The organism is Arcicella rosea, from assembly GCF_014204325.1.
Classification (GTDB): Bacteria; Bacteroidota; Bacteroidia; order Cytophagales; family Spirosomataceae; genus Arcicella; species Arcicella rosea_A.
The window spans coordinates 24911-38181 of record NZ_JACHKT010000005.1 but is presented as its reverse complement, the minus strand read 5'-3'; the positions used below and the strand labels follow the sequence as shown (position 1 = coordinate 38181).

The window sequence follows — 13271 nt, the reverse complement described above, 5'->3', positions numbered from 1 at the left end:
TCTATCTAAATAACCTTAAATACCTCTTGGAACGAGGTGTAAATATGTCATCAAACATCAATATTCAACGTGTTTGCCTTTATTGTGGATGTGATTTTTTAGCTAAAACCACAAAGACAAAATACTGCTCGCACAAGTGTAATAGCAGAGCCTACAAGGAAAATCAGCGTAATATTAAAATTAGTGCCAGTGTGTCAAAAACAAAGGAGGTCAATAAAAAGCCAATTGAAGAAATAAATAAGTTAGAATTTTTGACTGCTAAACAGACAGCCAAATTATTGAACGCATCAACTAAGACGGTCTATAATCTGATTAATACAGGAAAATTAAGTGCAATTAATTTAGGGCAAAGAATAACGAGAATAAGACGAATTGACATTGATAAGATTTTTTGATTAAATAACTAACCGCAGATTATGAGTACTAAAAGTAAAGCTATTAAAGTGACGCTAAGAAAAAAAAGTATATCAGGAAGTCGTGAAAGCTTATATCTTGATTTTTATCCAGCTATTAAGGGGGAAGATGGAAAGAGTACTCGAAGGGAGTTTTTGGGCTTGTACCTCTATCATTCTGCTAATTCTGAAAAACTGACAGATAGACAAATAAATAAATTAGATGCACTTGCACAGTTAAAAATAAACTTAGAGCGTGAAAAGAATTTAGAAACGCTCAATACCGCTCAACAGATTAGAAACACAAGAGAAAATGAGTTGAATCCAAGTGAGAAATTTTCAAAGTCACACGAAAGATTTGAACAAATGCTTGAAAAAGAAGAGGCAGAACAAGCAAAAAGAAAATTATTGGAAAAGGAAGAGGAAAGAAGATTGTCGATTGACTTTATCAAATATTTTAAAAGTATGGCTCATAAGCGAAAAGGGAGTAATTCAGATAATTGGATTAGCTGTTTACACTATTTGGAAGCTTTTACGGGTGGAACTTTGCAAGTAAGACAATTAAACGAAAGGTTTTGTAATGACTTCAAAGAGTACCTATTAAAAGCACCAAGCCGTAAAAGTACCAAGTTTACATTATCACAAAATTCAGCGGTATCGTACTTTAATAAACTAAAGGCTTGTTTGAAGCAAGCTTACAAAGATGGCGTAATAAATGAGCCACTAAACAATAAAATTGACATCATTCCGACACTTGAAACAAGTAGGGAATTTTTGAGTATGGAAGAGCTTAAACGTCTTGCAAACACACAATTTGAAGATGATTTGTTAAAAAGGGTTTGTTTGTTTTCTGCATTGACGGGTCTAAGATTCATTGACATAAAAAACTTAAAATGGAGTAACGTGTATTTGGATGAAAACGAAGGGGCTTACATTCGGTTTACTCAACAAAAAACAAAATTAGTTGAGGATAATCATCCAATTTCTAATCAAGCTTATCATTTACTTGGAGAACGTACAAAAGATGAACAGATAGTATTTAAAGGCTTGAAATATTCTAAAGTTGTGTACTTGCTTCCGAAATGGTTGGAGAAAGCAGGAATCAATAAGGGTTTGGGGTTTCATGGCTTTAGACACACTTTTGCAACTTTACAATTGGTCAATGGCACTGATATTTATACTGTTAGTAAAATGTTAGGGCATAGAGATTTAAAGACTACACAAGTGTATGCTAAGATTGTAGATGAAACTAAACGAAAAGCCAGTAATGCAATTCAGTTAGATTTATAAATTAAAAATAAAGATTCATCCTAAATAAACTATTTACAGTTATGATAATTAACACGGTTAAAAGATATTATAATCTTCGTCCTTCAAGAGATAATTCGGGAAAACATACAATTCATTTACGTGCAAGAGTGAATGGAGAACTGGTTGAGCTTGGTACAACTGGAGTAAAAATTGACTTAGAAAAAAATTGGTGCAATGATACTAAGACTCTTAAAAATCCAGACAATAACAAAGATATAGAGGGACTTATTGAAAGGTTTGAAGCATCAAAAGACTTGATAAATGAGGTTGTAAGATATTACAACAAGGAAGAAATTTGTTTGACAGGTCAATTATTGAAGAATGAGTTTGAAAAAGCACTGAAAAACAAATGTAAGCTTCAATCTAAAAAAATGATAACTCTGGATACTTTATTTGAAGATTTCTTGAGTAACCAAGAACAAAGAGTGCCAATCAACTATCAAAAATTAGCTCATAATACTTTCAGGGATTATAGGTACAAATTTGAAAAAATAAAACAATTTTCTACTGAAACAAATACTCCTTTGTCGGTGGGGATGATTAATAGAGCTTTTGTTAGCAACCTTAAAAGGTGGTTAATTGCAAATTTTAACAATACTGATTCATCGGCAAATAAATATATAATGAGAATTAAAGTAGTTCTTAACTATGGCGTGGAAGTTGGTTTAATTGATAAAAATCCAATATTTGAAGTAAAAACCCCTAAACATTATGATACTGATTTAAGACATTTGAACTATGAACAAATTTTACAGCTTTACAAGCATGAGTTTTATAGTGAACGTATTCAAAAAGTAGTAGATATGTACCTGTTTTCATGTGTAACGGGAATATGTTATGCCGACCAAGTTAAACTCAAAACCTCTAACATTGATTTTCAAAAAAGATTAATTGTAGATTATCGCCAAAAAACAAAAACAAGATATACCGCACCATTAACAGAAATTGCATTTTCCATAATTCAAAAATATGGTTCTATTGAAGCCATGCCAAAGATTAGTAATCAAAGAGCAAATGAATATTTGAAATTAGCTTTGTATGAAATTGGAATACCAGAAGCATTTGAGTTTACTTTTCATTCGGGGCGAAAATCATTTGTTAATTATTGTTTGAATAGGGAGGTTAATCCAGTGCCGGCCTATGACCTTATAAAAATGATAGGACATACCTCAATTGAAGAATTAAAAACATACGGTGTGAGGTCAGATGAAAACGTAATAGTAAGCTTTTTTAAATGATAAAATCAATAGAATGGAAAAAGCCTTAATAGCTCACCGACCAAAGCAACTATTAAGGCATTAACTAAAAAGTGTTATGCAAGATAAGAAAAAAAATGAGTTAGATAGTCTATTAGAAAAGACTCTTGGAAGTGAAGAAATGAAAAAGGCTTTAGAATCATTTGAAAGTGTAAATTCTATCATAAAACACTCAAGTCTGTCAGATGTATTAAGTAATTTAGATTTTTCGCTAATTTCAAGAATGAATACTATGACAAATCCTTCTCAGGATAAAAACAATCCAATACATTATAGTCCTTCGGCACACTTGAAAAATTATAATCCGCCACCACACTTTGAAAAAAGAATGGAAGTGAGCGAAAAAACTAAACAAGTTGGTGTTAAGCTTACTCATTTTGAAATAGCACTACTTTTTCATTATAAAAATGAAATAATTAACCGTGATAATTCTGATAGAATAGCAAATTTTTATCAACAAGGAAGTGGTATTCAGTTGTTAGAAAAAGTTGAAGAGTTCAAAAATTACCCTAATAGAATTAAAGAACATAGATTTTCAAAAAGATACCATGAGAAAATTATCTCTTTGTTAGAAGGTAATGAAATAGCTAAAGAAAATGCAAAAAAAACATTAAATGAAATTCAATCTAAAAAAGTGTAGATAAAATTATTTGTTTGATTATCAGTATTTTAAAAAATATCCAACCACTTCCAACCACTTCAAATGATTCGTGCTACATAATTTTGAGCCATTAATAAACAATAAAAAAAATAAAAATGGCTCAAAATTATAATCCATTCGATAGTATCGAATCTCGTTTAGGTCAAATAGAAAATATCTTAATAGATATTAAAAATTGTACCCAAAATCAAATTATTCCCGAACAAAACGACCAATGGTTTGATATTGAGGGACTACGTAATTACCTACCAGACCGCCCAGCTTTAGCCACAATTTACGGTTGGGTTTCAGTCAGAAAAATTCCATTTGTTAAGAAAGGCAAACGAGTACTTTTCTTGAAATCTGATATTGATGAGTATTTAAAATCAGGACGTAAACAGACTAAAGAACGAGAAAGGGAAGCTTTAAGAATTGAAGCGGAGAAACATCTTGAATCATTAAGAGCAAGGAAATAAAATTGCCTATTCGTTTTTATTGCCTTTGGCTTTTATCAAATCTTCTTTACAATTTTTAAAACGTACCAAAATGAAACAAAAAATTAGTGATAAAAAATTAATCCTTGAATATCTCAACGGATTAAATGAAGTATTGACCTCTATTTTTGACATGACAGCCACGTTAAAGATTGAAGCAAAGGAATGTACTGCTTTAGAGTTTATAGATAGCTTAGAGGTTATTTCTGAGACTTTAAATAACATTCCAATTATTAACCCAACATTAGATTTAGATTGGTTTAATAATGCTTCTTTGCTTGCAAGCTTAAAACACTGTACAAATGAAACTCAAAGGCTTTTGTGTGAGTGTAAACGTTCAGCGTCTATTTGTAGTACTGAATGGATAATAGTGATAGAAAATCATTTAGAAACTGCTTTAGGTCACTTAATTGACCTAATAATTGAAGTATGAGGTAAACTCTTTAACTCCTATAAGTTACACAAATGTACTGTTCAAAACGTAGTTACTAACTAATTGGACATTCCCAATAATTCATTTTAAATCTTCCTGTATTTCCTTTTATTATGTTCGATTTTATAAATGTCGAGGTTAAAAGCATATTGCCTAAAGTATGGCTTGAAAACCCTATTTTGAGGGATTCGGGTTTTCCTTTGCAAGTGGTAGAAAACAGCGGAGAAATATTAAAAGGGAAACGTATTGCAAAGTATCAGGGTTTAACTTTTGAGCTTTTACCCTCTCTAAAATATGAAGGATACACCATGTTGTTAAGTGGTTCAATTCATAGTTACCGAAATGAAGGTAAACACAATTACGACCGTTTTACTTTTAGCGATTGTATTGAAATCGTTGGAGAGTTATTTACCGTTTTTGGCATTGATTCAAGACAAGCTAATTTACACTCGTTAGAATTTGGGGTTAATTTAGAATTGCCTTACAAGGTTCAAAAGCTTATTCAATCGGTTGTAGTGCATAAAAACAAACCCTATGAGGCTATTAATAAGAATAGGAAAATTGGGGTTGTGTGCGTGCGTGACGGCTACGAAATCAAGATGTATGATAAAGGTTTTGTTTGTGGTTTACCCAAAAAACTAATTAGGGTGGAATATCATGTTTCAAAGATGAGAGTTTTACAAGAGTATGGAATTAGTACGCTGTTTGACCTGACAGATAAGACAAAGGTTAGTTCATTAGTTGATTTATTGATAGATGCTATAAATGATACAATATTTGTCCCTCCTGATACCGATTTATCAAGTCTGACTCAGAAACAAAAGATAAATTTTCATTCGATGGGTAAAACGTACACATGGAAGAGTTATACACGTAAACAGCGATTCGATAAAAGATTAACGCTTGCAAGAATCTTGAAAAAATGCAATGCTTTTGATTTTCAGAGAGATTTAAAAACAAGGGTTCTTGATGAATGGAAAATACTTTTAAATGACCCAAAAGAAGCATATAAAACCGTAACGTTTACACCTGATTTTTCAACCATTGAAGCACAAGAAAATGTAACGTTTACATCACTTGAATATAGGGTGCAAACGTTACAAAAAGACGTGCCAGAATATAGTGAGAAAGAAAAATTAGAAAAGAGTGTTTTTAGACAGTATTGTAAGTCTTGCGGAAAGGAAATAATCAATAGTTATCCAAACAGTATATTTTGTAGGAAAAGTACAAATCCAGAAGCAAAAAAATGTAGAAACAAAGACAGTAACAAGAGACGAACTTTTAAAGCTAAAATAATGAGAGCCATAAAACAAGATAAATGGTTGAGAGTAACTTACAGAAATCCTGACAACTTAGAACCTTATACCGATACATTGCACAGTTCGGAAATTGCTGTTACACGTGAGTACTTGGATTCTGTTCTAAGCGTTGAAATACTCCACGAATCCCCAACGCTTTATAATGAGCCTAATGTAACGCATCCAGAACTATTGACGGGCGTGAAGGCTATTGAAATGTTAGAAGTGCTAACAACTGAAAATATGAATGAATTGGATTGATAGTTTGAAGTTATCAATACACTTGAAATATTGTAAAGACTTTAGTTATCTATCTGAATGTATTAAATTGCAAAACCCTACTTTGATATAATTCTTAGTAGGGTTTTATTTTAAATCATCTCAAACCATAAGTCAAAAACATAAAAGAGTAAGTGTAAACTAATCTAAAATAAGCTATGATGTAGTAGCTAATACCAACATGGAAAAAATCAAATTAATAATTGAAAGTACAAAGGAAGGCGTACTTTGGGGGCGTGTGAATTATGAGGATAATTTACTTATAGAAAGTGCTGAAAGCTTGGAACAACTTCAAGTTAAAATAAAAAACTTACTTACCAACTTCCACAATTTAGAACTAAGTAGTATTGATTTTGATGTTAGTTTTAATGCTTAACAAGAAAACAAGCAGGGGGGGGCGTTGAAATCCTTATCAAAATAGCCTTGACAATCGCCTGAGTGGGTGCAAATATATTCATTTAACTTTTTAGGGGGTGGGGTCTAAAGTTTGATTTTAGTGAATTTGGGCAACCCTTTGTACCCTATTTGTACCTTTTTGCAATTACCAAATCTAAATTACTGAAAATCAATATTTTATATTTTCTGTATTGGGAAATAAAGCATTGGCAAAATATAAATGCAAGTGGCTATTATCAAAAGCAATAGGGCTATTCACTCAATGTAAATGACTATTATCAAAAATAATACGGCTATTCACTCAATGTAAATGGCTATTATCAAAAGTGATATGGCTATTCACTCAATGTAAGTGGCAATTATCAAAAATAATAGGGCTATTCACTCAATGTAAATGGCATATACCTAAAATAATATGGCTATTCACTCAATGTAAGTGGCTATTATCACTTTGTAAGTGCTTATGCACAAAATGCTGTTATCAATTTACTACTCCCATAATTTGCATTATACCAAGAAAACTTACCGTATAATAAGTTTTTTGTGGTTTGTGCATTGAATATTTTTGATTGTATTTGGGAATTGGTAGATTGGTGTTTTAATTTATTGAGCAGTCGAAGACTGCTTTTTATATAACGTTCCAAGTCTGAAGACTTCCTTGGAACAGCGAAGGTCTTTCAATCATCTTTTGTACTTTATTTGTACATTTGTTTTTCAATCAGCAGCGGTTACAGGCAGACGGAATTCTATTTCCCAACCTGCACAAAGCCCTGTTCGTTAGGCAAAATTAAAACATATTACCTACTTAAATAAATAGAGTAATTAAAGCATAATGACCAATGACTAATCTTGAGAAATTTTTTGGAATAAAAGTACAATTCAAACAAATATTAGACCCTCTAGAATTAAGTTATCTAAAGACCAAGGCTCTTAATTTGACAGCTTTAACAAACTTCAATATTGAAAATTTCTTTGTTTATGTTCACACTATGAATATTCATATTGACCATAGGCATTTTGCACATAACGTTGAACTTAAAGACAGGATTAAGGAGTTAGAAGTTCAATTTTGCGTTAATCCGAAACAAGTTAGAAAAGGTCAAATCAGATTTTACAATGAAATTGCTGATATTGATTTACCTCAAGGAGTCGAAGAATCATACGGTGATACTCAATTAATCAAATATTTTCCAGGCACACTTTTAAATGATAGGAGAGTTCTAAAAACAGAATTAATAACATATATCGACAAATCACTAGCTCGAGAATCGCATAAAAAGATAAAGGTACAAGTGTTGGCAATACCACAGAAAGATTATCAAGATAAATTAAGTAAAGCAAAAAGAGACGAATTTAAAACATCAATAGATTTAAAGCTCACAAAACAAGTTCAATTAACAATAAATTTCCCGACAGACGACAGAAAATTATCAGAGCAGGAATATCATAACACATTAATAGAACTGAATAAATTATACAAGGGATTAGAAGCCCAGAATAACAATTCAAATAAGGAAGACTTAGAATTAATTCTAAATGCAATTAGAGCTTCTGAAAAAAAAGACGAATCCTCACTAAAAACATATTTGAAGAATTTTGGCGATGGTGCATTTAAGACAGCTAAAGAAATAGGATTACCAATAATATTAGAATTGATAAAAAAATAACTTTGCCTAACAATAAATATACGTAATGCGGGGCGATGTGATAATTTGAACTTTAAAGCATTTAATAAACAGCATAGCGATTTGATAGTGAAGTACCTTGAAATCCCGCACTACGCATATTTGAGTCGTTGGTGGCTATTTTAAGGACACTCTAAAATTAAAAAAACATAAAATTTACAATGAGACAATTATTACCAATTTTAAAACCGACAGGTTACAGACAAGAGGTACCACTATTCTTCAAGGAATTTTTATTTGAAAGTTCTTCTTCACCAGTAATTGCCTTTGGAACTGACGAAGGCAATCGAATATCTTATGAAGGAGCAAGTGACGAAGAAGATTATAAAAATCGTTTTCCAATTTTAAAGCGACAAGCATTTGACAACCTAAAAGAAATTCAACCATCAATTGAGGTTCAAGACGCACAAGGAACTAAAATTGCTTTTGTTGTTGGGCACGAATATGCAAGTGAAAAAATACTTGATTCAGATTTTATGAAACAAGTTGGACAATTAATTGGAAGTAAAAGTCTAATGGTTGGAATTCCATTCAAAGGGCATTTAATTGCGACAGATTCTAATTCTGAAATCAGATTAAAATTCCCAGCAATTATTCAAAAGTATTACAACAACCCTCAACAAGACCCAATTTCTGATAAAGTATTCTTAGTTAACGATGGTGAAATAGTTGCTATGGCAGGAGAAAACCTTGAAGACGATGGAGGCAAAGACAACTTTATTATCACTGAAAACGGTAAAACTAACAATTACAAAGTAGAACTTAAAAGCAAGTCAATAGAGGAGCTTACAGAAAATGTGAACACATCTTTTCAGCAAGTTATGGCTATGATTATGCAACGAAAAGTATTTGGTGGTGAAGTATCGTATCATTTAGGCGGAGAAATGAAATTAGACAAAATATTGACAGACAAATGTCAAAGTTATGTAACTCAAATTGACGAAAACGAAATGGCACAGACTTTAATTCAGGCTTTGACGAACTCGAAAACTTCGCTAAAATTTTATTATAAAAACAGACAAATTGCCCCTTTGGATAACAATTCAACTCCGCAACAAGGCTTTGAAGAGATTGACCCAGAAAAAAAATGGTGGCAATTTTGGAAATAAAAACAGCCGCCAATAGCTAAAGTTTCGTGGTGGCTGAAAGCCAAACCATGAAACAAATGTTGAACTTAAACTGCAACTGGTCTGCCACTGGTCTTAGGTTTTCCTAAGACATAAAACAAAAAGAGCGTCACGCTCAAATTTTTCTCCTTATGGTGCAAGTTTCAAACGAAGCGTCACTTGTACCTAAAATTACCTCAGTTTATAAAGAGGATTAAAAGCAAGTTCCATAGGTGCTCAATCCTTAAAAACTGGTTTAATGCAAGATTTATTAAGGGGAAAAGTGAGGGTGAATAATCTTAAAAAAGAAACGCTATGAGTAAAAAAATAGCTAATCAAACAGAACAGGTTTTAGTAACCGAGCTGTCGCTGCTTATAGAACAAAGCCATCAACAAGTAGTGGCACAAGCCAATAGTACCCTTACGCTATTGTTTTGGCAAGTAGGCAAGCGTATCAATGAAGATATACTACAAAACAAACGAGCAGATTATGGCAAACAAATTGTGCCGACAGTGTCGGCACAATTGGAAATTAGGTTCGGGCGGAACTTTACAGAGAAAAATGTAAGGCGTATGATAAAATTTGCCGAGCAATTTCCAGATTTGTCAATTGTCGTTCCACTGGCACGACAATTAAGTTGGTCTCATTTTGTAGAGTTATTGCCTTTAAAAGATCAAGAAGCAAAACTGTTTTATGCCCAAGCATCAGCAGCACAAACATTAGGCGTAAGGGATTTACGCAAACAAATAAGTACCAAAACATTTGAACGAAGCAGCATAGCCAATTTACAAAACACCAGTAATCACCCTGCCATACACAATACGTTTAAAGACCCTTACTTTTTAGATTTTTTAGGACTGCAAAACACCTATTTAGAAAAAGATTTAGAAGCTGCCATTTTACGAGAATTAGAAGCCTTTATACTGGAATTAGGCAAAGGCTTTGCCTTTGTAGAACGCCAAAAACGAATGATAATAGATGGCGAAGATTTCCATTTAGACTTACTTTTTTATCACCGCAATTTAAAGCGATTAGTAGCCATAGAATTGAAGTTGGGCAAGTTTGAAGCCCAACACAAAGGGCAAATGGAACTCTACCTAAAATGGCTAAACAAATACGAAAAAGCCGAAGGCGAAAACACCCCCATTGGTTTAATACTATGTGCAGAAAGCAGCCGTGAGCAAATAGAATTATTAGAAATGCACAAAGACGGCATAATGGTAGCAGAATACTGGACAGAACTTCCACCTAAAAAACAATTGGAACAAAAAATACACAGCATTTTAATTGAAGCCAGAGAAAGAATAGAACGAAATAAAATGATTAATGGTTAATTGTCAATTATAAAAGAAAATGTTATTAAGAATAAGAGTTTTGACTTTGCTACACAAAATGGTGCAAGTATCAAGCAAAGCGTCACTTGTACCTAAAATTATCCACCCTTATAGGCAAGTGTAAATGACGACACAACAACATATCGACATTAAATTTTGGCTTTTAGCAGGACTGACATTTCTGTTATCTGGACTTATGACATTTATGAACTTGAAAGAATTTGTAACAATTGGTTTACTCAAGCAGACAACAAACTATCCATTTGGGGGGGAAGGTTCCGTTCCTTGGTATTACGAAACTGCTGACCTTTACGCAAAAGTAAGTTTTGCTTTTGGACTTGGTTTTCTTTCTGCATTTGTTGCTGGCATTTGGACAACTTTTAAAAGAAACAAAACGGGACTTTTCATTGCATTACTTTCGTCAATATTTCTAATCGTAATAATGTTTGTAAATGGACAAGCTGACTAAAACCTCGCCATTCCAAGTTTAACAAATGGAACAATAATAAAATGCAGTCTTTGTGATTCATAGGTTGAATGTTTTTGATTGCATTTGGGAATAGGTAGATTGGAGTTTTAAATCAATAACAATACAAAAAGTACTACAAAACTTTCGCATATTAGCGAGTTAGCGGTCATTATACCGGACGACACCAAAAACAATGGACAACGAAAAAACATTTAAAACAAAGACGGGCTTTTGCCATATTTTGCCTGACAAAATCGTTCTGACACGTGACGGAATTATCGGAAAGGTTACGACCGTGTCAGTTGGAAATAACATTTCAAGAATACTAATTATTTACGGTGGACTATCAATAGGACTTTTTTATTTCGCATTTGATAATTATAGAAACGGACAAATAGCACAACCAATATTATTCGGATTTTTGGGAGTTTATTTAGTTTACGGAATAGTAAATAGTATAAATAACTCTGCGACACCAATTATAGACAGACAAAAAATTAAAGAAGTTAAATTAAAAAAAGCGATTGTCGGTTTGACACGTTCAAGATTTGAAGTGCTATTTGAAGATGATCAAGGCAAAGTAAAAAAACGATTAATAATGCTTCCAGGTTCACTGACAAACGGACAAACTGAAACGGAGAAAGCAATTAAAATAATGAGAGACGAAAAATTAATAACTAACTGCTAAGAGGCGTTTGACAAAAAAGCGGGTTCAGTGCTGGAAGACAGTTTAGTGCTTCAAAATCCGCTTCTTCGCCAAGCCCCAAACCTTTAGCTGTTACCATTAGTGACAACCTGCAAAGCAAAAAAATAAAACCTCTTATAGAAATGTTTAGACAAATGACAATATACAAATTTAAAATTCCAATCTTTTCTTTGTTATTGGTATCTATGTCTTTTACATCTTGTAACGGGCAGACTTCAACAAACAAAATGACAAACAATACAAATTCAACCACTAAAAAGGAACAACACACAAAGATTGTTCGGACTTTAGGAACACAGTCCGAGAATGTAGTTTGTCAGCTTCTTGACAAAGACGGCAACTTATGGTTTAGCATTTGTGGAGAAGGTGCTTATCGTTATGACGGAAAATCATTTATCAATTTTACTACCAAAGACGGTTTGTGCAACAATAATGTAGGTTCAATTATACAGGACAGAGCAGGAAATATTTTATTTGGAACCAATAGAGGAATATGTAAGTATGATGGAAAAAACTTTACAAATGTTCCTATGACGGACACTCTGAGTATTACCAGTCTTTTAGAAGACCGAGCGGGTAACATTTGGTTTGGCGTGATGAATAAAGGTATTTACCGGTATGACGGAACGAATGTTTCTAATTTTCTTTATAAGCACGAGCACCCATTCTTTGGTGATAAGTACGAGAATTATATCAGTGATATTATACAAGATAGAAATGGAAACTTATGGTTTAGTTCTTGGAATGGCGGTGGCGTATGGAAATATGACGGAAAAAGTTTTAAGAATTTTCTTCCATCTTTAGACTATTATAAAACAAACCAAGACAAAAGAAGAAGTGGCAACACTGAGAATTCTTTAAATTTCATCCAGAACATCAAGTCTTTTATTAAAACGCAAGATTATATTTCTGATGATATGATTTTTTCAATCACAGAAGACCATTTAGGGAATATTTGGTTTGCGACAAGAAACCACGGAGTTTGCCGTTACAATGGAAAAACATTTATCACCATTGGAAGACATGAGGGTTTTGAAAGCGGAGGGGCTTACGCTATTTTGGAAGATAAAAAAGGTGATTTTTGGTTCACGACCGAAAAGGATGGGATATGGCGTTATGATGGAAAGACCATTAAAAACTTTAATGAAAAAGACGGACTAATAAATAATGCGGTTATGAATGTTTTGGAAGACAAAGAAGGCAACCTATGGTTTGGAACAAAGTTTTTTGGTTTAAGTCTGTATGACGGCAAAAATTTTACGACATTTTCTCAGTATGATAAATAGATATAAAGCAAAATTCTACCAAACGAAAGATATGGCAGCAGCTAACATGGGAATTTACATAAGAAGAGCAGGACAATGAAATATCACCCTAGCTGTTCCAAGTTTAACAAATGGAACAATCATAAAATGCAGTCTCTCTTTTGCATATTAGAGAGTTAACAGCTGACTTTGAGTCATGTCATAAG

At 32.7% G+C, this 13271-nt stretch carries 14 protein-coding genes; all 14 read left to right on the top strand.

Translation table 11 applies throughout. The features are described from left to right. Positions 1–44: 44 nt before the first annotated feature. The 14 genes from HNP25_RS04855 (at position 45) to HNP25_RS04790 (ending at position 13086) form a co-directional block, all read left to right on the top strand. Positions 45–395 carry a helix-turn-helix domain-containing protein gene (locus HNP25_RS04855; RefSeq protein ID WP_184131141.1) on the top strand — a complete coding sequence of 117 codons (351 nt, stop codon included), beginning with the start codon at positions 45–47 and terminating at the stop codon, positions 393–395. A gap of 21 nt (positions 396–416) precedes the next feature. Beyond that, on the top strand, positions 417–1682 hold the full coding sequence (locus tag HNP25_RS04850) for a site-specific integrase (protein WP_184131139.1): 1266 nt from the start codon (positions 417–419) through the stop codon (positions 1680–1682). A 41-nt stretch (positions 1683–1723) separates the two neighbouring features. Then, the gene (locus tag HNP25_RS04845) at positions 1724–2941 is read left to right on the top strand and encodes a tyrosine-type recombinase/integrase (RefSeq protein WP_184131137.1); all 1218 of its coding nucleotides are present in this window, start codon (positions 1724–1726) and stop codon (positions 2939–2941) included. A 76-nt stretch (positions 2942–3017) separates the two neighbouring features. Further along, a complete protein-coding gene (locus tag HNP25_RS04840; protein ID WP_184131135.1) occupies positions 3018–3599 on the top strand; it encodes a hypothetical protein in 582 nt (193 codons plus the stop codon). A gap of 116 nt (positions 3600–3715) precedes the next feature. Continuing rightward, entirely contained in the window at positions 3716–4075 is a 360-nt protein-coding gene (locus HNP25_RS04835; protein ID WP_184131134.1) for a helix-turn-helix domain-containing protein, read from the top strand. A 70-nt stretch (positions 4076–4145) separates the two neighbouring features. Continuing rightward, positions 4146–4526 (top strand): hypothetical protein, encoded by a 381-nt coding sequence (locus HNP25_RS04830; protein WP_184131132.1) that lies wholly within the window; start codon positions 4146–4148, stop codon positions 4524–4526. Positions 4527–4639: 113 nt separating this feature from the next. After that, positions 4640–6085 (top strand): hypothetical protein, encoded by a 1446-nt coding sequence (locus tag HNP25_RS04825; protein WP_184131131.1) that lies wholly within the window; start codon positions 4640–4642, stop codon positions 6083–6085. A gap of 199 nt (positions 6086–6284) precedes the next feature. Then, a complete protein-coding gene (locus HNP25_RS04820; protein ID WP_184131128.1) occupies positions 6285–6479 on the top strand; it encodes a hypothetical protein in 195 nt (64 codons plus the stop codon). An 859-nt stretch (positions 6480–7338) separates the two neighbouring features. Beyond that, positions 7339–8166: a hypothetical protein gene (locus HNP25_RS04815; RefSeq protein ID WP_184131125.1), complete on the top strand. Its 828-nt coding sequence runs from the start codon at positions 7339–7341 to the stop codon at positions 8164–8166. A gap of 179 nt (positions 8167–8345) precedes the next feature. Beyond that, positions 8346–9293 carry a hypothetical protein gene (locus tag HNP25_RS04810; RefSeq protein WP_184131122.1) on the top strand — a complete coding sequence of 316 codons (948 nt, stop codon included), beginning with the start codon at positions 8346–8348 and terminating at the stop codon, positions 9291–9293. A 312-nt stretch (positions 9294–9605) separates the two neighbouring features. Next, positions 9606–10625, top strand: a complete 1020-nt coding sequence (locus HNP25_RS04805) for a PDDEXK nuclease domain-containing protein (protein WP_184131119.1) — start codon at positions 9606–9608, stop codon at positions 10623–10625. A gap of 124 nt (positions 10626–10749) precedes the next feature. After that, positions 10750–11094, top strand: a complete 345-nt coding sequence (locus HNP25_RS04800) for a hypothetical protein (RefSeq protein WP_184131116.1) — start codon at positions 10750–10752, stop codon at positions 11092–11094. 193 nt (positions 11095–11287) lie between these two features. Beyond that, positions 11288–11782 carry a phosphoribosylaminoimidazolesuccinocarboxamide synthase gene (locus HNP25_RS04795; RefSeq protein ID WP_184131114.1) on the top strand — a complete coding sequence of 165 codons (495 nt, stop codon included), beginning with the start codon at positions 11288–11290 and terminating at the stop codon, positions 11780–11782. Between the two features lie 245 nt (positions 11783–12027). Next, entirely contained in the window at positions 12028–13086 is a 1059-nt protein-coding gene (locus HNP25_RS04790) for a ligand-binding sensor domain-containing protein (RefSeq protein WP_184131111.1), read from the top strand. Positions 13087–13271: the final 185 nt, after the last annotated feature.